This window comes from Nonomuraea maritima (genome assembly GCF_900100395.1).
Classification (GTDB): Bacteria; Actinomycetota; Actinomycetes; order Streptosporangiales; family Streptosporangiaceae; genus Nonomuraea; species Nonomuraea maritima.
The window spans coordinates 59780-79391 of sequence record NZ_FNFB01000010.1; the positions used below are offsets into that span (position 1 = coordinate 59780).

A 19612-nucleotide genomic window follows, 5' to 3' on the forward strand; every position below is an offset into this window, starting at 1 on the left:
GAGCCGTCCCAGCGCGTCCACCACAGCGACGTGTCGTCGCCCGCGCCCCGGTGCACGCAGAACAGCTGCCCGTCGTACGCCGCCAGCGCCGGATCGGCGTCGGTGAGGTGCGACGGGAACGTCTCGTCCTCGCTCCAGCCCTGCTCGGCGTCGTAGACCGTCCAGCGCAGCGTGGAGTCGTCGCCTCGGTGGACGAGGTGGAGCCGGTCGCGGCACACCGCGAGCGCCGGGCCCGACACGCTGAAGTGCTCGACGAACCGCTGGCCGGGGCTCCAACCCTCCTCCGGCTCGTGGACCGCCCAGTACAGCCGCGCGCCGCCCGCCGTCCTGCCGTCCTGACGGGCGGGGACGAGCATGCCGGGAGCGGTCCAGGGGGAGACCAGCTTGACGCCGTACGGACGGGCGACGGAGGCGATCCACTCGGCCCTGTCGCGGACGCGGCGCTCGACCGCGGGAGCCACCCCCGCGCCCAGCACGACGCCCGCCATCTCACCGACCAGCTGCGGGATCTCGGCCGACAGCAGCGCGGCCGACTCGTTGAGGTGGATCTCGTAGCCCCACCAGCGGGAGACCGGCCACACCTCGGCGCCCATCATGCGCAGCTCCTGCTGCAGCCGCTGGATGCGGATCCGCTCCTCCTCGGGGAGCCCGGCGATCCGCCGCTCACCCTCGCGCCTGGCCTCGGCGCCCCCTCGGGCCGGCGGGAGGTCGAGCTGCTCGGTCTCGACCGCCATGTCGACGGCCGCGGCCACGAAGTCGTCCTGGGCGTTGAGCAGCGCGGACTCACCGCCGAGCGCGGCGTCTGCGATGTCGGCTCGGGTCTCGTCAGTCATTCCAGCCCCCCTGGAGCGATAGATGAGCGAACTTACGTCATCGTAACTTTCAGTAGTGATTCGATTACTCTAAGGCTGGATTGTGACAGGTAAAGCCCAGGCGTAGTCGCCCGTCGTATTTGCACTTCTGCGGGGCGCCGCCGGGCGGGCCGGCGGCGCCCCGGTTCACCAGGCGACGTTCAGCTTCGACATCCCGTACACGATGCTGAAGGAGCGGAAGTCGGCGCCGTCCTCGACGGCGCGCAGGGCGGGGAAGCGCCGGAACAGGGCCGGGAAGGCGATCCGCATCTCCATGCGGGCCAGCGGGGCGCCGATGCAGTGGTGGACGCCGTGGCCGAAGGCCAGGTGGCCGGGCGCGCCCCTGGTGAGGTCGAAGCGGTCGGCGTCCGCGAGGAACCCCGGGTCGCGGTTCGCGGCGGGCAGGGAGCAGATCACCAGCTCGCCGGGGCGGATGACCTGCCCGCCGATCTCGACCTCCGCCGTGGCGACCTTGGTGGTGCCGTTGTGCACGATGCTGAGCCAGCGCAGCAGCTCCTCCACCGTCGCGTCGATGCGCTCGGGCTCCTTCCTCAGCAGGTCGAGCTGCTCGGGGTGGCGCAGCAGGGCGAGCGTGCCGAGGGACAGCATGTTCGAGGTGGTCTCGTGCCCGGCGAACAGCAGCAGGCCGCCGATCCCGACCAGCTCGTCGGTGGACAGGTCGTCGCCGTGCTCGCGGACCAGCATCCCGAGCAGGTCGTCGCCCGGGTCGGCCTGGATGCGCGCGACCAGCCCCTCCATGTACATCCGCTGCTCGAACTGCTGCCGCAGCCGTTCCTCGCCGGGCACCGTCATGTCCAGCATCCGGGTCGTACGCTGCTGGAACCCGTCGCGGTCCTCGTACGGGACGCCGAGCAGCTCGCAGATGACCAGCGACGGGATCGGCAGCGCGAACGCCGGCACCAGGTCGGCGGGCGAGCCCGCGGCCTCCATGGCGTCGAGGTGCTCGTCGACGATGGCCGCGATCCGCGGCTCCAGCCGGCGTATGCGGCGGATGGTGAACTCGGGCGTCAGCATCCGGCGCAGGCGGGTGTGCTCGGGCGGGTCGACGCCCAGCAGGTTGCCCGCGCGCACCTTGGCCTTCTGCTCCTCGGTCATCTCGGGCGATCCGGGCAGGCGCGCGACGCCCTGCGGATTGACCCTGAAGCGTTCGTGGTCGCCGAGGACCTGGCGGATGTCGGCGTGCCGCGTCACCAGCCAGGCGTCGTCGCCGAAGGTCGTCTTGATCCGCTTGACCCGTTCCTCGTCGCGCGCCGCCGCCAACTCCGGCGCGGGATCGAACTCCGCCCTCCGCATGTGCAGCGGCATCGTGGTCTCGCTCATGCAATCACCTGGATCCCGGGGGTTTTTCGGAGAACGCTACTGATCCCGGCGAAGATCCACTAGCACTTCGCGATGCTCGCTTTTCCGGCATTCCGGCTCGCGATCACGGCTGCCATCATTAGCCACCATGAAACTGGTAACCCCCATTCCCGACGCCGTTCCCGTGTTGATCGCCGGTGGCGGGCCCGTCGGTCTGGCGACCGCCGTGGAGCTGCGCCACCACGGCGTGGAGTGCCTGGTGGTCGAGCCGCGCGCGTCGGTGTCGTGGCTGCGTCCGCGGGCGAAGACGACCTCGGCGCGTTCGATGGAACTGCTGCGCAGGTGGGGGCTCGCGGAGACGTTACGCGAGCGCGCGCCGCTCCCGGTGTCGTGGTCGCAGGAGGCGCTGTTCGTCACGAGCCTGCTCGGTCGCGAGGTGGCCCGCATCGACGCCTGCTTCGGCCTCGACCTGGCCGGCTCCGATTTGGCGGCCGAGCCCGGCCAGCAGGCGCCGCAGCCGCTGGTGGAGGAGGTGCTGCGCGAGGCCGTCGGCGACGCGCTGCTCACCGGGTGGCGGGTGACGGGGCTCAGCGAGGACGCCGACGGCGTGACCGTGCGCGTCACCCCCGAGGGCGGCGGAGAGGAACGCGAGATCCGCGCCCGGTACGTCGTCGGCTGCGACGGCCCGCGCAGCGTGACCCGGGCCGCCATCGGCTCCCGCTACGAGGGCCGCCAGGACGAACGTCCCAACTTCAACATCGTCTTCCGCGCCCCCGGGCTGGCCGAGCGCATGCCGCACGGCCCGGCGGTGCACTACTGGGTGCTCAACCCGGCCCAGCCAGGGCTGGTCGGCCGCCTCGACCTGAAGGACACGTGGTGGTGCATCGCCCAGGGCGTCCGGGCCGAGGACGCCGACCCCGTACGCCTGGTGCGCAACCTGGCCGGCGACGACGTCGAGGTGGAGATCCTCGCCACCGACCCGTGGACCGCTCGGATGCAGCTGGCCGACCGGTACGCGAGCGAGCGGGTGTTCCTCGCCGGTGACGCGGCCCACCAGAACCCGCCCTACGGCGGCCACGGGTTCAACACCGGCGTCGGTGACGCGGTGAACATCGGCTGGAAACTGGCCGCCGTGCTCAACGGCTGGGCGCCTGCCGGGCTGCTGGCCACGTACGAGACCGAACGCCGTCCGATCGCGGCCGACACCATCGAGGCCGCCGCCAGGAACATGGCCACCCTCGCCCCCGAGCTGGCCGACCCGGCGCTGATGGGCGACGCGGCCGAGTTCGAGCGGGTGCGGCCGGCCGTGGCGGAGGCCGTGCTGCGCACGAAGGACAGCGAGTTCCACAGCCTCGACCTGGTGCTCGGCTACACGTACGCGGGCTCCTCCGTCGTCGCCCCTGACGCCGGCGAGCGCCTGTCCCACCGCTGGCTGGCCCCGGGAGACTCCCTCTACGACCGCCTCGGCCCGGCCTTCACCCTGGTAGGCGACTCAACCCTGCCGGAGGCCGTGGCCGTACAGGCCGAGGCCCGCGCGCTGGGCGTCCCCCTGCGGGTGGCCCACCTTCCCGACCACCCCCTGACCCTGGTCCGCCCCGACCAACACGTGGCCGCCCGTGCCCCCTTCCCCGCCGACCCCCTCCACCTGGCCCTGGCCCACTGACCGCCCCGAGCGACCAGCGCGGCTCACGCTGGTCGCTCTTCCACGAACACGTCCTGGACGGTCTCGGCCGTCGCGGCGCGGGCGATCCAGCCCTCGACCGGGTTTCTCCGGCGGTCCGATGACGAGGACCAGGACCGCCTCGACGTCGTCGGGGACACGGATGCCCAGGTCCTCCAGCCGGGTCACCGGCCCGTCGGGCAGCTCCGTTCCCAAGCCGTCACGCAGGATCTCGACCACCAGCCGCGGATGCTCGGCCAGCAGCCGGACGATGTCGTCGTGATAGGGAGTTCGCATGGCGCTCATTGTCATCGGACCGGCACTCTCGGTAACGGGTCCTCCAGTGGCGGGTGAAGGAACGTTCACCCGAGGGGGAAGGTCGTTACACCGCTTGCATGTACGACAGAAAGTACGACACGTAAAGGGACGGCTTGTGCTACACCAGCTAGCATGAAAGTCATGCCGAGAAATCCGTCGTACAGCCTCAGCGGCACGGCCCAGGATCTGATCGACGCCTGTTCTGAGAAGGCCGGGCTGAGCCGGAGCGCCTGGGTGGAGAAGGCGGTCATCTACTACGCGCTGGTGACCGGCGCGCCTGCCGAGCAGAGCTCCGAGGAAGCCCTCGCCGAGGCGCTCGCCGACGAGCAGGAAGCCGCCGCCGACGGGCGGGACGCGGCGTGATCCAGCTCCGGACCGGCGGCGTCTACCTCTACTCCCCCAAGGGCATCGACCGGGAACGCCTGATGCTCGTCATCTCGGCGCCCGGCGTGGTCGACTCCCGCCGCCGGTTCGTCACCGGCCTGTCCGTCCTGTCCGCCTCCGACGGCGACACCCTCACCGTGCCCATCACCGTCGACGGCGCCCGCCGCTACGTCAACACGACGCAACCGCAACGCCTGATCCGCGACTGGTTCCTCGACCACCACGGCAGCCTCTCCCCCAGAGAACTCGAAGCCGTACGCGCCTACCGCCGCCTCGCCGAAGATCTCTGACCTCGGCGCCGGCAGGCCAGTACCGGACCGGGTGGTCGATGTGGGCGAGGGTTCGGGGGGAGGTTTAGGGTGGCCGCATGCGTGTTGTGGTGATTGGCGGTAGCGGGCACATCGGTACGTACCTTGTTCCTCGGCTGGTCGAGGCGGGGCACGAGGTCGTCAACGTGAGCCGGGGCAAGCGGGAGCCGTACAGTCCGCACGGCGCCTGGCGGCACGTCACGACGGTCACGGCCGACCGCGACGCCGAGGAGGCCGACGGGACGTTCGGACGGCGGATCGCCGAGCTGGAGGGCGACGTCGTCATCGACCTCATCTGCTTCACGGAGGCGAGCGCCCGCGCGCTCGCCGACGCGCTCGCCGGACGGGTCCGGCACTTCCTGCACTGCGGCACGATCTGGACGCACGGCCCCAGTGCGCAGGTCCCCACCCCGGAGGACGCCCAGAAGCGTCCCTTCGGCGAGTACGGCATCCAGAAGGCCGCGATCGAGGCGTACCTGCTCGACCGCGCCCACCGCGACGGCTTCCCGGTCACGATCATCCACCCGGGGCACATCACCGGGCCCGGCTGGGTGCCGGTCAACCCGGCCGGCAACGTCAACCCCGCCGTCTACCAGGCGCTGGCCGACGGCGAGGAGCTGGCGCTGCCGAACCTCGGCATGGAGACCGTCCAGCACGTGCACGCGGACGACGTGGCGCGGCTGTTCATGGACGCCATGGCGAGCCGCTCGGCCGCGCTCGGTGAGAGCTTCCACTCCGTCGCCACCACCGCCCTGACGCTGCGCGGGTACGCCGAGGCGGCGGCGGGGTGGTTCGGCAGGGACGCCAGGCTGACGTTCCTGCCCTGGGAGCAGTGGCAGGGCACGGTGTCCGAGCAGGACGCGAAGATCACCTACGACCACATCGCCCACAGCCCGCACTGCAGCATGGACAAGGCGGAGCGGCTGCTCGGGCACCGGCCCCGGTACACCGCGCTGGAGGCGATCCACGAGGCGGTCGAGGCACTGGTGAGCGCGGGCACCATCACCGTCAGCCGCTGAACGAGCCGGCGCGAAAGCCGGGCACGATCACCGTCCGTCGGTGATCGCGTCCGGCTTTGCTTCCCTGAGCGGGCGCGATCACGGCCGTCGGTGAACGCGCCCGTCCCTTTCAGAGGGCAGAGCTGGGTGGGGAGGGTGCCGTTAGTTGGTGAGGGGGCCGAATTCCTTGCGGGTGTCGATGACGTCGCCGAACAGCTCCCAGCGCTCGCCCTTGAACTGCATGAGCTGCATCGACTCGATCGGGAACCCGTCGTCCTGGCCGGTCTGCATCGTGACGCCGGGCAGCAGCATGTCCACCTGGACGTTCTGCAGGTTGCGCACCGAGTCGCGCAGCCCCTCGCGGGTCGGGCACGCGGCCGCGTCCATCGCCTTGTGGAAGCTGCTCGCCACCGCCCACCCGAAGGCGTGGTACGGGACGTTCGGGTCGGCGCCCGGCGCGTACTGCTCCATCTTCTGCCTGTAGAGCTTCATCTCGGCGTCGTCCGCCCAGATGGGGTCGTTCGGGTCCTTGTAGTACGTCGAGGACACGACACCCTGGACGTTCTCGAACCCGACCGGCTGCAGGACGGTGACGGAGGCGGCGACGTTGTTGACGATGTGCAGCGGGTTCCAGCTGGTGTTCTTGGCGTCGGCGGCGAGCGCCTGCGAGCCGAACTTCGGCGTGGTCACGTTGAGGAAGACGTCCGCCTTCGACTCGGCGAGGTTGCGCATCTGCGGGTCGACGCTCGGGTCGGACACCTCGTAGCTCTGCTCGGCGACGACCTGCACCTGCGAGCCATCGGTGGCCCGCTTGAACCCGTTGAGCAGGTCCTTGCCGAAGTCGTCGTTCTGGTAGAGGACGGCGACCTTGGCGTCGGGCTTCTCCTTCTTCAGGTACTGGGCGTAGACGCGGGACTCGGAGACGTAGTTGGGCTGCCAGCCGATGGTCCACGGGTGGCTGGTGTCGGTGCCCCACTGGGAGGCGCCGGTGGCGACGAAGATCTGCGGCACCTTGCGCTGGTTGGTGTAGTCCCAGACGGCGGTGGTGGACGGCGTGCCGAGCGTCTGGAACAGGGCGAACACCTCCTCCTGCTCGACCAGTCGCCTGGCCTCCTCGACGGCCTTCGGCGGCTGGTAGCCGTCGTCGCGCACGACGAACTCGACCTTGCGCCCGCCGATGCCGTTCTGCTCGGCGTTGACGTAGTCGAAGTACGCCTTGATCCCCTTCGGGATGTCTCCGTACGCGGAGGCGGGGCCCGACAGCGGGTAGATGCCGCCCAGCTTGATGCTGGTGTCGGTGATCCCGGTCGTCTGCTGCCCCGCGCACTGGCCGGACGCCGCCGTGCCGCCACCGGTACCGCCACCCGCGGCCTCTCCGGTGTCCCTCCCGCCGCAGGCGGCGACGGCAAGCAGGAGCAGCGCCGTGCAGCCGATCGCAGATACTCGCATCCCTCTTACTCCTTCCGGGGAATCTTCTTGATCAGACGCCCGGCCAGCCCGGCCAGCCCCTGCGGGGCCACGTACATCACCAGGATGATCAGCAGGCCGAAGATGACGCCGGGCGCGGCGTCGTTGATGTCCTGCGAGATGCTGGGCACGAACATCACGAACAGGCCCCCGAGGACCGGCCCCGACAGCGAGCCGAGCCCGCCGACGACCAGGCCGGCGAGCAGGGTGATCGACAGGTTCACCGTGAACGAGTCCGGCGAGACGAACCCGATCACCCACGTGTAGACACAACCGGCGACCCCGGCGAACATCGCGCTCCAGGCGAACGCCAGCGTCTTGTAGGACGACAGCCGCACACCCATGACCTCGGCGGCGATCTCGTTGTCCCGGACGGCGTGCAGCGCCCGTCCCACGCGCGAGCGCAGCAAGCTGGCGGCTACGAGGAACGCGAGCACGGCGACGCCGAGGGCGAGGAAGTACAGCCACTGGTCCTCGGCCAGGCCGCTCCAGGCGGGCGGCACCGGCTTGGGCAGCGTGAGCCCCATGGAGCCACCGGTGAGCTCCTCGAACCGCTTGAGCAGCGGCACCAGGAAGATCGCGATGGCCAGCGTGACCAGCGCCAGGTACAGCCCGCGCAAGCGCATCGCGGGCACGCCGAGCCCGAACCCGACGAGGAACGCCACCGCGGCCGCGAGGGGCAGCGTCAGCAGGTACGGGACGTCGAGCCGGTCGACGAGGACAGCCGAGGTGTAGGCGCCGATGGCGAAGAAGGCGCCGTGACCGAGGGAGATCTGCCCGGCGTGGCCGACGAGCAGGTTCAGCCCGAGCAGCGCGACCGCGTACACCAGCACCATCGTGAGCTGGAAGACGTGGAAGGGGACGAGCTGGAACGGCGCGTAGACGGCGGCGGCGAGGAGCAGCGCCAGCGCGATCCACCGCCATCGGGCCGGGATCGTCCCGGACCGCCGCTTCCGCGCGGGTGCGGGGGCGGCCGTAGTGTCGTCGACTTTCGTGGGTCCGCTCATGCCCGCTCCACCGCCGCTCGCCCGAACAGCCCCTGCGGCCGCAGCAGCAGGACGCCGAGGATGATCACCAGAGGCACCCCCACCTTGAGGTCGGACCCGATGAACCCGACGTACGCGCCGGCGAGCGTCTCGGCGACGCCCACGACGAGGCCGCCGACGACCGCCCCGAGCGGGCTGTCGAACCCGCCGAGCGTGGCGGCGGCGAACGCGTAGATGAGGACGCCGGCCATCATGTTGGGCTCGAGGAACAGCAGCGGCGCGACGAGCACGCCCGAGACGGCGCCGACGGTGGCGGCGAGCCCCCAGCCGAGCGCGAGCGTCCAGCCGACGCGGATGCCGACCAGCCGCGCCGAGGCCGGGTTGGCCGCCACGGCCCGCATGCCGAGCCCGATCTTGGTGTGCTGGAAGAGCAGGTAGAGCAGTCCCATGACGAGCGCCACGACACCGAGGACGCCGAGCGTGGAGAAGCTGAGGCTGACCCCGCCGAGCTCCAGCGCGCCTCCGGGGAACGGGTTGGGGAAGTCCTTGATGAGGAACGTCCAGATCCACCCGGCGGCGGCGTTGACGAAGATGAACAGGCCGACGGTGACGATCACGATGGTCAGCTCGGGCGCGCCCTCGACCGGCCGGATGATCACCCGTTCGATGAGCATGCCGCCCGCGAACGACACGACCAGCGTGAGCGGCAGCGCCACCCAGAACGGCAGCCCGGCGGCCATGCACTGCCAGGCGACGTACGTGGAGAACATGGCCAGCTCGCCCTGGGCGAAGTTCACGATCCCGGTGAACTGGTAGATCAGCACCAGGGCCAGCGCGAGGCTGGCGTAGATCGCGCCCGCGCCGAGCCCCTGGACGACCTGCTGCAGGAATCCGGCCATCGCTACACCCGGTACCCGAGGTAGGACTGCGCGACCTGCTCGTCGGCCCTGATCTCCTCGGCCGTCCCCGACAGGACGATCCGCCCGGTCTCCAGGACGTGCGCCTGCTGGGCGATGCCGAGAGCGAGATGGGCGTTCTGCTCGACGACGACCACGGTGGTCTGCTCCTCTGCGTTGATGGCCTGGACGATGCGGAACAGCTCCCGGGTGACCAGCGGGGCCAGGCCGAGCGACGGCTCGTCGAGCAGCAGCAGCCGGGGCCGCAGCATGAGGGCCCGGCCGATGGCCAGCATCTGCTGCTCGCCGCCGCTGAGGCTGCCGGCCGCCTGCTTGAGCCGGGTCTTCAGTACCGGGAAGTACGTGTAGATGCGGTCGAGGTCGGAGTCCACCTCGGCCCGTCCGCGCCGGACGAACGCGCCGAGCCGCAGGTTGTCCTCGACGGTGAGCGGCATGAACGTGCCGCGCCCCTCGGGGACGTGGGCGACGCCGAGCCGGGCGATGGTGTCGGGCGAGCGCCCGGACAGCTCGGTACCGCCGAGCGTGACGGTGCCGCGCGTCCTGACCATGCCGGACAGGGCGCGCAGGAGCGTCGTCTTGCCGGCGCCGTTCGGGCCGAGGATCGCGCACACCTCGCCCTGCTTGACGGTGAAGCGCACACCGTGCAGCACGCGGGCGTCGCCGTAGCCGGCGACGAGGTCGTCCACCACGAGCTCGCTCATGCCGCCGTCCCCAGGTAGGCCTCGATGACGGCGGGGTCGCGCTGCACCTCGGCGGGCGGACCTTCGGCGATCTTGCGGCCGAAGTCCAGGCAGACGATCCGCTCGCAGATCCCCATGACGAACCCCATGTGGTGCTCCACCACGACCACCGTCAGGTCGTACTCGGTGCGGATGGCGCCGAGCGTGCCGGCGAACTCCTCGACCTCGGCCGCGTTGAGTCCGTTCACCGGCTCGTCGAGGAGCAGCAGCCGGGGGCGGCCCATGAGCGCGCGGGCCAGCTCGACGCGCTTGAGCGTGCCGAACGGCAGCCCGGTCGCGGGATGGTCGGCCACCGCCGTCAGGCTCAGCCGTTCGAGCACGGCGTCGGCGTCGGCACGCAGCGCGCGCTCCTCGCGCGACACCGCGGGCAGCCGCAGCCCGGCGGACAGGAAGCCGGCGCGGCCCCGGTGATGCGCGCCGACGAGCACGTTGTCGCGCACGGACAGGTGGGGGAACAGGCCGAGGTTCTGGAACGTCCGCGCGATGCCGAGACCGGCGATGGCGTGCGGGGCGAGGGTGGTCAGGTCCTTGCCCTCGTAGGTGACCGTCCCTGAGTCGGCGTCGTAGCGCCTGGTCAGGCAGTTGAACAGGGTGGTCTTGCCGGCGCCGTTCGGCCCGATGAGCCCCACCATCTCGCCGCGTGCCACCTCGAAGCTGACGCCGTCCAGCGCGGTGATGCCGCCGAAGCGGACGGTAAGATCATGCACCTCCAGCATCCGGCCTCCTGGAGAACAATGTTCTGAATTGCGCTCAGCGTAGGAGCGGCCGGTCAGGCGCCGCATTGGGCACGGTCACCCAAGATGTTTCAGGCGAGTTGTCCTCTGAGCACAGCGTGTGTCTCGGACCGGTTACGACCCGTTGACCGCCCGGCAACGGGCATGGATCATCCCGGCATGTCCACCGGTTCACGCACCGTGGAAACCGCCGTACGCGCGGCACGCACCCGCATTCTCTCCGAACTGCTCGACGACCTGCCGAACCTGGCCGACACCGCGGTCGCGACCATGCGCGAGGAGATCCCCGCCTACGACGCGCAGGGCCCGGCCTTCCACTCCGACGTGCGCGACCAGGTGGTCCGGCACTACCGGTCCAAGCTCGGCGTGCTGCTGGAGGACCGTACGGTGACGTTCGAGGACATCTCGTTCACCCGGCGGGCCGCCATGCGCCGGGCCAGGGCCGGGGTGGCGCTGGCCGACTACATCAACGCCTTCCGGGTCGGGCAGCAGGTGTTCTGGGAGGCGGTGGTCGAACGGGCCGGGCACACGTACGCCGGCCGGGAGGCGGCGCTCGCCCTCGCGACGCCGCTGATGCGCTACTGCGACTTCGCCAGCACGCACGCCGCCAACGCGTACATGGAGTTCCAGCAGTACGCGGCCGCCGAGGCCGTCCGCGAGAGCCGCGACCTGCTGGAGACACTGCTGGCCGGGGCCGCGCCGACCCGGGGCCGGGAGCTGGCCGCGGCGCAGGCGCACGGCCTGGCCCCCGACGGGCGCACGCCGCTGCTGGTGGTGACCGCGGTGCTCGCGGGGCCGTCCAGCGAGGTGACGACAGGACCCGACCGCGGCGCTGACGCCCGGCACGCGGCCTGCGCCGCCATCGCGCGGACCGGCGGGAACGGCACCCGCACCCTGTCGGTCGTGCGCCAGTCGGAGATCATCGCCATCCCCGTGCTCGGCCCCGGCGCGGGGGCGGAGGAGCTGTGCGACCGGCTGCAGGGGGTGCTGGAGAGCCTGGCGACCGAGGGCATCCGGCTGGCCATGGGCATCAGCACGGTGTCGTTCGGCGCGGCGCAGATCCCGCAGGCCTACCAGGAGGCGCGGGCCGTGCTCGACTTCGTGCCCGAGGAGGGCGGGGTGGCGGCGCTGCCGCGGATCACGCCGTTCCAGTACCTGGCGATGAAGGCCGACGACACCGCCCGCCACCTGGTCGACCCGCGCATCACGGCGCTGCTGGCCGAGGACCGCGCGCGCGGCGGCGTGCTGACGGCCACGATCAGGGCGTTCGCCGCCGCCGACCTCAACCTGCGGGCGGCGGCCGAGCAGCTGCAGATCCATCCCAACACCGCGCAGTACCGCCTGCGCCGGATCCAGGAACGCACCGGGCGGAGCCTGCGCTCGATCAACGATCTCGTCGAGCTGCTCGTCGCGATCGCGCTGCAGGACTCGCTCCCCACCAATACCGGCCGGGAAAGACTGGCCACCGCGACCAATGAGGGGCGTGGGAGAGCGGACGTACGGTCATGCCATGAACCTCGCTGACCGGCTTCAGGGGGCTGCCGAACGGCTCGGCGGCAGGGCGGTTCTCACGCTTGACGCGGCGGAGCTCACCTACGGGACGCTGGAGGAGCTGAGCGCCCGCGTCGCGGGGCTGCTGCGCTGCCGCGGGATCGGGGCGGGCGACCGGGTCGCGATCATGTTGCCGAACGTGCCCGAGTTCGGCGTCGTCTACTACGGGGTGCTGCGCATCGGGGCCGTGGTGGTGCCGCTCGATCCGCTGCTGAAACGCCGCGAGATCGCCGCGTACCTCGGCGACTGCGGGGCGCGGCTGCTGATCGCCTGGCACGCGTGCGCCGAGACGGCCGAGGCGGGCTCGGCGGGCACGAGGACCGACTGCTTCTTCGTGGTGCCGGAGGAGTTCCGGCGGCTGCTGCGCGGCGTGCCGGCCGAGCGGGAGGTCGTGTCCATGGAGCCCGGCGACACCGCGGTCATCCACTACACCTCCGGCACGACCGGCCGGCCGAAGGGCATCGAGCTGACCCACGCCAACCTCGGCGGCAACGCCTCGACCGTGGCGCGCATGCACGCGCTGGGCGTCGACGACGTGGTGCTCGGGGCGCTGCCGCTCTACCACACGTTCGGGCAGACCTGCTCGCTCAACGCGACCGTGCACGCGGGCGCGCGGCTGACGCTGCTGCGGCGCTTCGAGCCGGGCCGGGCGCTGGAGGTCATCCGGCGCGACGGGGTGACGGTCTTCCAGGGCGTGCCGACCATGTTCATCGCGCTGCTCGACCATCCGGGCGCCTCCGACATGTCGATGCTGCGGGTCTGCGCCTCGGGCGGGGCGGCGCTGCCGCTCGACGTGCTGCGCGCGTACGAGGACCGGTTCGGCTGCTCGATCATCGAGGGGTACGGGCTCAGCGAGACCTCCCCTGTGAGCGCAACCAACCGCGGGGGCCACCACCGCAGGCCCGGCTCGATCGGCTGGCCCATCAGGGACGTCGAGATGAAGGTCGTCGACGAGGACGGCCGCGAGACGCCCACCGGCGAGATCGGCGAGATCGTGGTCCGCGGCCCCAACGTCATGAAGGGCTACTGGAACGACCCCGCGGCCACCGCCGAGGCCGTCCGCGACGGCTGGTTCCACACCGGCGACCTCGGCCGGGTCGACGAGGACGGCTACTTCTTCCTGGTCGACCGCCGCCGCGACGTGATCATCCGCGGCGGCTACACGGTCTACCCGCGCGAGGTCGAGGAGGTCCTGTACGAGCATCCGGCGGTGCGGCAGGCGGCCGTCATCGGCGTGCCGCACGCGGAGCTGGGCGAGGAGATCGCGGCGGTGGTGGCGGTGCGGACGCCGGTGAGCGGCGACGAGCTGCGCGACTTCGTCCGCGAGCGGGTGGCGGCGTACAAGTACCCGCGGCGGGTGTCGTTCGTGGAGGAGCTCCCGATGAGCCCCACCGGCAAGATCCTCAAACGGGCCCTCACCCGCTAGACGGCATCAGAACCGGTACGTACGAGTGACCGCGACGAGGTCGCCGTCCTCGCGGGTCGCCGCGACGAGGCCGGGCGGCCTTGGCACGTACCCGGGCGCCGACGTCAGCCCGTCGGTCTCTGAGATCGCCGTCACCCGGAGGGGGCCCGTCCCCGTCGCCCGCAGGGTGATCACGGCGCCGCTCGCGGGCAGCCCGCGGAAGCGGACCTCGCCCGGCCAGGTGTTCGCCCGGACGCCGGTCACCTCGACGGCAACCGGACGCGTCCCCCTGACCTGGGCGGTGGCTCCGGTGATCGGGCGTTCGACCCGGAGCGTGACCGAGCGCGCGCCCCGGCCGGGGGTGACCCGCAGCCGGTAGCCGCCGTCGCCACGGGACAGCAGCTCGACGCGCGGGCCGTCGGCGTCGATCGCCGAGGCGGGGCCCGTCCACAGGGCGCCGCGGGCGTAGCCGGGCGGGAGGTGGCCGGTGTCGCGGGCGGAGACGTACGTACGGGTCCAGGCGGGCGGGTCGAGGTCGGCGCTGACCCACGCCGCGGTTCGGGTGTCGGCGTCCATCACGTACGCCAGATGGGTGCGCCCCGGGTGTGACGCGTCGAACCGGTCGAACGCCAACCCGCCCGCCACCAGCGCCACCGCGAGACCGGCTGCCACGAGCAGCCCGAGCCGTCCGGACCGGAGAACGCGCGCGAAGCGGACCTGACCGGGGCGCTCCAGCCAGAGGCAGAGCTCCACGAGCGGCAGCAGCGTCAGGCCGAACAGGGCCAGAGCCAGCGCACTCACGCCGCCGAGCGCGAGCCCCATCCCGTCGAACGCCACCCCGGCCAGCGCGGGCAGCAGCGCCGCCGCGACGCTCGCGCCCGCCGTCACCGCCGCCACCCGCGGACCGGCCGGCAGCAGGAGCGCCACCAGGGTCCCGAGCGCGCACGCCAGCGCGGGCAGCGTGAACATGAACGACGCCCCCGGCGCGACCTGCGCGCACACCACGCCCAGCAGCGCCGGCCAGGCCAACCCTCCGACGGCGGGCGCGGCGGGACCGATCCGTCGTCGCAACGGCAGGTACGCCCCGAGCACGGCCAGCCACGCCAGCACGGCGACGGCCGCGCGGAACGCCTCCGGCCGGTGCGGCAGCCCGCCCATCCCGTCGTAGGCGGGCCGCACCGCGACCAGCACTTCCCACAACGCCTGCGCCAGCACGACCGCGAGCACGAGCGGGACCGCTCCCCACACCACACCGGCGAGGATCCGCGGCACACTCGCCAGCCGCCTCCGCCGGACGATCGCCGCCAGCCCGGCCACAGCCGCCAACCCGAGCAGGGCCAGCGGCCACACCAGTGCGTTCGGGTACGTCACCATGACCCCGAAAATCCGGAAATAAGTGACATCGTCGTCGGAGGCGAGCGAGGTCAGCTCGGCCGCCCCGAGTGCTCGGGCGAGCGCGAGCATGTTCGCCCCGTGGTGCTGCAGGCTCCCCGGGTCGAGGTACGCGAGCGAGTCGTCGGCCGTGTGGTACCTCGACGAGCCCTCGATGAAGGCGAAGTTCATGCCGGTGAACCCGGCCTCGGTCAGCGGGGTGAAGTCGGTGTTGTTCGGCAGCATCCGGTAGAGCTCGACCATCATGGAGTCGCCCCGCGGCTCCGGCACGGCCCGCGCGAACGTCTCCACCAGCCCCGCGTTGCCCCGCGTGCTCTCGAACAGCAGCGACGGCCCGCCGACCCCTCTGGCCTCCCAGTTCAGCAGCACACCGCCTGCCCGCCCGAGCCGGTGCTCCCGGACGAACGCCCGCGCGCCGAGCACGCCGTCCTCCTCGCCGTCCGTCAGCAGGAACACGAGGTCGTTGCGGAGCCGTTCGCCGCCGAGTGCCCGTACGGTCTCCAGCACGGCGGCCACGGCGGCGCCGTCGTCGGCGGCGCCGGGGCCCATCGCGGCCGAGTCATAGTGGGCCGCGATCAGAACGGTGCCGCTGGAGTCGGTGCCGTGCTTGGTGGCCACGATGTCGTGCGTCAGCCCGAACGACGCCAGCCCCGTCGAGGAGTTCGCGCCCACCGCCCGCTGGACCCGTACGTCGAGGCCCGCCGCGCGCAGCTGTCCGATCAGGTAGGCGCGGGCCCGCGTGGACGCCGGGCTGCCGATGGGGCGCGGCCGGTCGGCGAACCGCTCCAGGTGGCGTAGCGCCCGTTCGGCACTGAATTCGGCCGCCGGCGCCGAGGCGGGCAGCGGCCGCATCGCGCCGTCCGTCAGCGCGGTCAGCGCGATCACCACGGCCAGCGTGAACAGGGCCACGCCACCCGCCAGGACACGGCGGGGGAACAACATCTCCGTCATGGCGGAGAACGTTAGGTTTCACCGGTCATCGCCCGTAATGATGCCCGTACCCGTTTCGACCTGTGGTTCTCCGCAGTACGGCTAGCTCGTGCCGAGCGGGACGGTGAGTCCTACCTCCGCCGCGAGCACCTCACCGCCGAACTCCTGCCGCGCGGCCGCCACGGCGGCGGCCCGGTCGTTGCCCGGCCAGAAGTGGGTGAGCATCAGCCGTCGGGCGCCCGCGCGGCCCGCCCACCCACCGGCCTCCGCCGAGGTCAGCAGATTGCGGGACGGGCGGGCGGTCTCGCCGTCGCGATCGGTGGCCTCGACGATGTACAGATCGGCGTCGCGGCCGAGGTCGCGAGCGCGGGGGTCGGGCCGGTGTCACCGGTGCAGGCCGGCCCACCGGGGTCGCCGTAGAACCGCATCCGGAACAGCCCGTGCAGGTCGACGCAGTGGTCGGGGTGCTCGTGGGTGATGACGACGGCGTCCACCGCGCCGTCCGGCCAGTGCGCGAGCAGCCGCAGCACGCGGCCCTGTGGGTAATGTCTCATTTCGCGGTACGGATCATCTCGGAGAGCGAGACGTGACCTAGAGTTCGAGGTGATGACACCCTGGGAGATGGCCGCGGTGGTGGCGGCCGGGGTCGCCGGCGGCGCGATCAACTCGGTGGTCGGCTCCGGCTCGCTGATCACCTTCCCCACGCTGCTCGCCGTGGGGCTGCCGCCGATCACCGCGAACGTCTCCAACAACATCGGCCTGGTCCCTGGCGGGCTGGCCGGCGTCATGGGCTACCGCGCCGAGCTGACCGGCCAGCGGGCGCGCCTGCTGCGGCTCGCGCCCGCCTCCGTGGTCGGCTCGCTGGCCGGCGCGGTGGCGCTGCTCACCCTTCCTGAGCGGACGTTCACCGCGATCGTCACCGTCCTCGTCGCCGTCTCCTGCGCGATGGTGCTGTTCCAGCCCAAGCTGGGCGCGCTGTTCGCGGCCCGGCGCGGACAGGGCAACGGCGGCCCCTGGCTGTGGCTGGGTGCCTTCGCGGCCGGCGTCTACGGCGGCTACTTCGGTGCCGGGCAGGGCATCCTGCTCATCGGCCTGCTGAGCATCCTGCTCGCCGACGGCCTGCAACGGATCAACGCCGCCAAGAACGTCCTAATCGTGCTGGTCAACGGCGCGGCCGCCGTCCTGTACGCAATCGTCGCCCACGTCGACTGGGTCGCCGTGCTGCTGGTGGCGGCGGGTTCGATGGCGGGCGGCTTCGCGGGCGCCCGCGTCGGCCGCCGGCTGCCCGCCCCGGTCCTGCGCGGCGTGGTCGTCTGCATCGGCGTCGTGGCCATCGCCAAGCTGCTCACGAGCTGACTTGTTCAGGTGAAGGGCCTGGCCATGAGGGCGAGGGTCTCGTCGACGACGTCCAGCAGGGTACGGGCCTCGTCCTCCTCGGTCCAGGTGTGGGTGGCCAGGCGCAGCGCGACCAGGAACGCGGCGGCGGTGACGGCGGGCGGCACCGTGCTCTCGCGGTCGGCGATGGCGTCGGCCAGGTCGCGTTCGAGGCCGGCGAGGTTGCCGAGCTGGCGGTCGAGGAGCGCGGGATGCCGCCTGGCCAGGCGGGTGCGCACGGCCCACTCGCGCACCGGCTCGCCTTCCAGGTGGTACATCTCCTCGACGGACCGGCGCAGCGCCTGCCAGGCCGTCATGCCGGGCGGCTGGGCGCGGACCAGCTCCAGCAGGCGGCGGATGCGCTGCTCCTCGCCGTAGAGGACCGCGTCCTCCTTGCCGGCGAAGTAGTTGGAGAACGTCCGGCGGGAGATGTTGGCCGCGTCCACGATCATCTCGACCGTGACGGCGTCGAGGCCGTGCTCCACGGCGAGCCGCAGGGCGGCCTCGTGCACGGCCTGACGTGTCTCGGCCTTCTTGCGTTCGCGCAGCCCCACGGTCGTGTCCATGATGCGGCTTATCCTACCGAGTGGGAATTTATGCACAATAGGCAAACTTTCCCACTGCGCATATATTTGCCGGGGAGGTTCCATGAACGCACCTCAAATGAGCCACCGGCAGACGCTCGAAGCGCTCAGCGGCCTGCTGCTGGCGCTCTTCGTCGCGATGCTGAGCGGCACGATCGTGTCCGTCGCCCTGCCCCAGATCATCGGCGCGCTGAACGGCACCCAGTCGCAGTACACGTGGGTCGTCACCGCGACGCTGCTGGCCTCCACCGCCTCGACGCCGGTCTGGGGCAAGCTGGCCGACCTGTTCAGCAAGAAACTGCTGCTCCAGCTCTCCATCGTGATCTTCATGGTCAGCTCGCTGGCGTGCGGCTTCGCTCAGGACACCGCGCAGCTCATCGCGTTCCGCGCGGTGCAGGGGCTCGGCATGGGCGCGCTCCAGGTGCTGGTCCAGGTGATCATGGCGGCGATGATCCCGCCGAAGGAACGTGGACGCTACAACGGCTACCTCGGCGGCGTCATGGCCGTGGCCACCGTGGCCGGGCCGCTGCTCGGCGGGCTCATCGCCGACGAGCTGGGATGGCGGTGGTGCTTCTTCATCGCGGTGCCGTTCACCGTGGCCGCGTTCGGACTGCTGCAGGCGACGCTGCGCATGGCCACCGTACGGCGCGACGACGTCAAGGTCGACTACGTGGGCGCCACGCTCATCGCCGCGGGCGTCAGCGTGCTGCTCATCTGGGTGACCTTCGTCGGCGACACCTTCGCCTGGCTGTCGTGGCAGACGGCCGCGATGGCGCTCGGCGGGCTCGCCCTGCTCGGCGTCGCGACCTGGGTCGAGACGAAGGTGGCCGAACCCGTGGTGCCGCTGCACGTCATCCGCCGCCGTACGCCCGCGCTCGCCATCCTGGCGAGCCTCGCGGTCGGCATGGCGATGTTCGGCGGGGTGGTCTTCCTCGGCCAGTACTTCCAGATCGGCCGCGGTTACAGCCCCACCGAGGCGGGCCTGCTCACGATCCCGATGATGTTCGGCGTGCTGGTCTCGTCCACGGTGAGCGGACGCATGGTGTCGAAGAGCGGCAACGTCAAGCCGTACATCGTGGCCGGCTCCGCCGTGCTGACGGCCGGCTTCCTGCTGCTCTCGACGGCCGACCACCAGACCTCGCTCGTACTCGTCTGCGCCGCCATGGTGCTGGTCGGGGCGGGGGTCGGCATGTCGATGCAGAACCTCGTGCTCGCCGTCCAGAACACCGTCCCGCTGCGCGAGCTGGGCGCGGCGAGCGGCGCGATCACGTTCTTCCGGTCGCTCGGCGGCACCGTCGGCGTGTCGGTGCTCGGCGCGGTGCTTGCCAACCAGGTGGCGGCGAGCATCGCGGCCGGGCTGGCGCGGCTCGGCATCGACGCCTCCCGCACGGGCGGGGGCAGCACGCTGAACCTCGCGGCGCTGCCCGAACCGGTCAGGCTCGTCGTACGGGCCGCGTACGGCGACGCCACCGGGCACATCTTTCTCATCTCGGCCGCCATCGCCGCGGCGGGGCTGGTCGCGGCCCTGTTCCTGCAGCCGGTCAAACTCCGCGACACCCTCGACCTGCCGTCCACGACCCCCGAGGAGAAGTCGACGGTGTCCTGAACGGGGGTGTGCGAGCCCCGGCTGCGGACAGGGCTCGCACAAGATCATTCTCCCGCCCGGCCGATCCGCCGACGCACGGGCCCCGTA

18 protein-coding genes and 1 pseudogene are annotated in these 19612 nt (G+C 71.7%); 8 read left to right on the forward strand and 11 right to left on the reverse strand.

Annotated elements, in window-relative coordinates:
* Together BLR04_RS40710 and BLR04_RS18225 are read right to left on the reverse strand one after the other, a co-directional pair.
* A pseudogene (locus tag BLR04_RS40710) lies at positions 1-833 on the reverse strand (hypothetical protein); the annotation flags it as partial.
* A 165-nt stretch (positions 834-998) separates the two neighbouring features.
* Entirely contained in the window at positions 999-2192 is a 1194-nt protein-coding gene (locus BLR04_RS18225; protein WP_090766302.1) for a cytochrome P450, read from the reverse strand.
* Positions 2193-2319: 127 nt separating this feature from the next.
* On the opposite strand from BLR04_RS18225, the gene BLR04_RS18230 reads away from it, so the two are divergent.
* The 4 genes from BLR04_RS18230 (at position 2320) to BLR04_RS18245 (ending at position 5860) form a co-directional block, all read left to right on the forward strand.
* Positions 2320-3834, forward strand: coding sequence for an FAD-dependent monooxygenase (locus tag BLR04_RS18230; RefSeq protein ID WP_245740320.1), 1515 nt, complete (start codon positions 2320-2322; stop codon positions 3832-3834).
* Between the two features lie 456 nt (positions 3835-4290).
* The gene (locus BLR04_RS18235) at positions 4291-4512 is read left to right on the forward strand and encodes a hypothetical protein (RefSeq protein WP_090766305.1); all 222 of its coding nucleotides are present in this window, start codon (positions 4291-4293) and stop codon (positions 4510-4512) included.
* Positions 4509-4823, forward strand: coding sequence for a hypothetical protein (locus BLR04_RS18240; protein WP_090766308.1), 315 nt, complete (start codon positions 4509-4511; stop codon positions 4821-4823). Before BLR04_RS18235 ends, BLR04_RS18240 begins: the two co-directional genes overlap by 4 nt.
* Positions 4824-4900: 77 nt before the next feature.
* On the forward strand, positions 4901-5860 hold the full coding sequence (locus BLR04_RS18245; RefSeq protein ID WP_090766311.1) for an NAD-dependent epimerase/dehydratase family protein: 960 nt from the start codon (positions 4901-4903) through the stop codon (positions 5858-5860).
* A 141-nt stretch (positions 5861-6001) separates the two neighbouring features.
* Here BLR04_RS18245 and BLR04_RS18250 read toward each other — a convergent pair whose 3' ends face one another.
* The 5 genes from BLR04_RS18250 to BLR04_RS18270 are packed head-to-tail and all read right to left on the reverse strand — an operon-like array spanning position 6002 to position 10665.
* On the reverse strand, positions 6002-7288 hold the full coding sequence (locus tag BLR04_RS18250; RefSeq protein WP_090766314.1) for an ABC transporter substrate-binding protein: 1287 nt from the start codon (positions 7286-7288) through the stop codon (positions 6002-6004).
* Positions 7289-7293: 5 nt separating this feature from the next.
* Complete coding sequence (locus tag BLR04_RS18255; protein WP_090766317.1) at positions 7294-8313, reverse strand: branched-chain amino acid ABC transporter permease; 1020 nt, start codon at positions 8311-8313, stop codon at positions 7294-7296.
* On the reverse strand, positions 8310-9191 hold the full coding sequence (locus BLR04_RS18260; RefSeq protein WP_090766320.1) for a branched-chain amino acid ABC transporter permease: 882 nt from the start codon (positions 9189-9191) through the stop codon (positions 8310-8312). Before BLR04_RS18260 ends, BLR04_RS18255 begins: the two co-directional genes overlap by 4 nt.
* A 2-nt stretch (positions 9192-9193) precedes the next feature.
* Positions 9194-9910, reverse strand: a complete 717-nt coding sequence (locus BLR04_RS18265) for an ABC transporter ATP-binding protein (RefSeq protein ID WP_090766323.1) — start codon at positions 9908-9910, stop codon at positions 9194-9196.
* The gene (locus BLR04_RS18270; protein ID WP_090766326.1) at positions 9907-10665 is read right to left on the reverse strand and encodes an ABC transporter ATP-binding protein; all 759 of its coding nucleotides are present in this window, start codon (positions 10663-10665) and stop codon (positions 9907-9909) included. The genes BLR04_RS18265 and BLR04_RS18270 overlap by 4 nt, the downstream gene beginning before the upstream one ends.
* A gap of 177 nt (positions 10666-10842) precedes the next feature.
* On the opposite strand from BLR04_RS18270, the gene BLR04_RS18275 reads away from it, so the two are divergent.
* The gene (locus tag BLR04_RS18275) at positions 10843-12207 is read left to right on the forward strand and encodes a PucR family transcriptional regulator (RefSeq protein ID WP_090766329.1); all 1365 of its coding nucleotides are present in this window, start codon (positions 10843-10845) and stop codon (positions 12205-12207) included.
* Complete coding sequence (locus BLR04_RS18280; protein WP_090766332.1) at positions 12194-13660, forward strand: long-chain-fatty-acid--CoA ligase; 1467 nt, start codon at positions 12194-12196, stop codon at positions 13658-13660. The genes BLR04_RS18275 and BLR04_RS18280 overlap by 14 nt, the downstream gene beginning before the upstream one ends.
* A 6-nt stretch (positions 13661-13666) precedes the next feature.
* On the opposite strand, the gene BLR04_RS18285 is transcribed toward BLR04_RS18280, so the two are convergent.
* The 3 genes from BLR04_RS18285 to BLR04_RS41385 all read right to left on the reverse strand — a co-directional run bounded on the left by BLR04_RS18285 (position 13667) and on the right by BLR04_RS41385 (position 16515).
* Complete coding sequence (locus BLR04_RS18285) at positions 13667-15982, reverse strand: M28 family peptidase (RefSeq protein WP_090766335.1); 2316 nt, start codon at positions 15980-15982, stop codon at positions 13667-13669.
* Positions 15983-16063: 81 nt separating this feature from the next.
* Entirely contained in the window at positions 16064-16186 is a 123-nt protein-coding gene (locus tag BLR04_RS42375) for a hypothetical protein (RefSeq protein WP_281191511.1), read from the reverse strand.
* Between the two features lie 50 nt (positions 16187-16236).
* Positions 16237-16515 carry an MBL fold metallo-hydrolase gene (locus BLR04_RS41385; RefSeq protein ID WP_218129049.1) on the reverse strand — a complete coding sequence of 93 codons (279 nt, stop codon included), beginning with the start codon at positions 16513-16515 and terminating at the stop codon, positions 16237-16239.
* 52 nt (positions 16516-16567) lie between these two features.
* On the opposite strand from BLR04_RS41385, the gene BLR04_RS18295 reads away from it, so the two are divergent.
* The gene (locus tag BLR04_RS18295; protein WP_090766338.1) at positions 16568-17317 is read left to right on the forward strand and encodes a sulfite exporter TauE/SafE family protein; all 750 of its coding nucleotides are present in this window, start codon (positions 16568-16570) and stop codon (positions 17315-17317) included.
* 5 nt (positions 17318-17322) lie between these two features.
* On the opposite strand, the gene BLR04_RS18300 is transcribed toward BLR04_RS18295, so the two are convergent.
* Positions 17323-17901, reverse strand: coding sequence for a TetR/AcrR family transcriptional regulator (locus BLR04_RS18300; protein WP_090766341.1), 579 nt, complete (start codon positions 17899-17901; stop codon positions 17323-17325).
* 82 nt (positions 17902-17983) lie between these two features.
* Here BLR04_RS18300 and BLR04_RS18305 point away from each other — a divergent pair, with 82 nt between their 5' ends.
* Positions 17984-19525: an MDR family MFS transporter gene (locus BLR04_RS18305; RefSeq protein ID WP_218129050.1), complete on the forward strand. Its 1542-nt coding sequence runs from the start codon at positions 17984-17986 to the stop codon at positions 19523-19525.
* Positions 19526-19612: the final 87 nt, after the last annotated feature.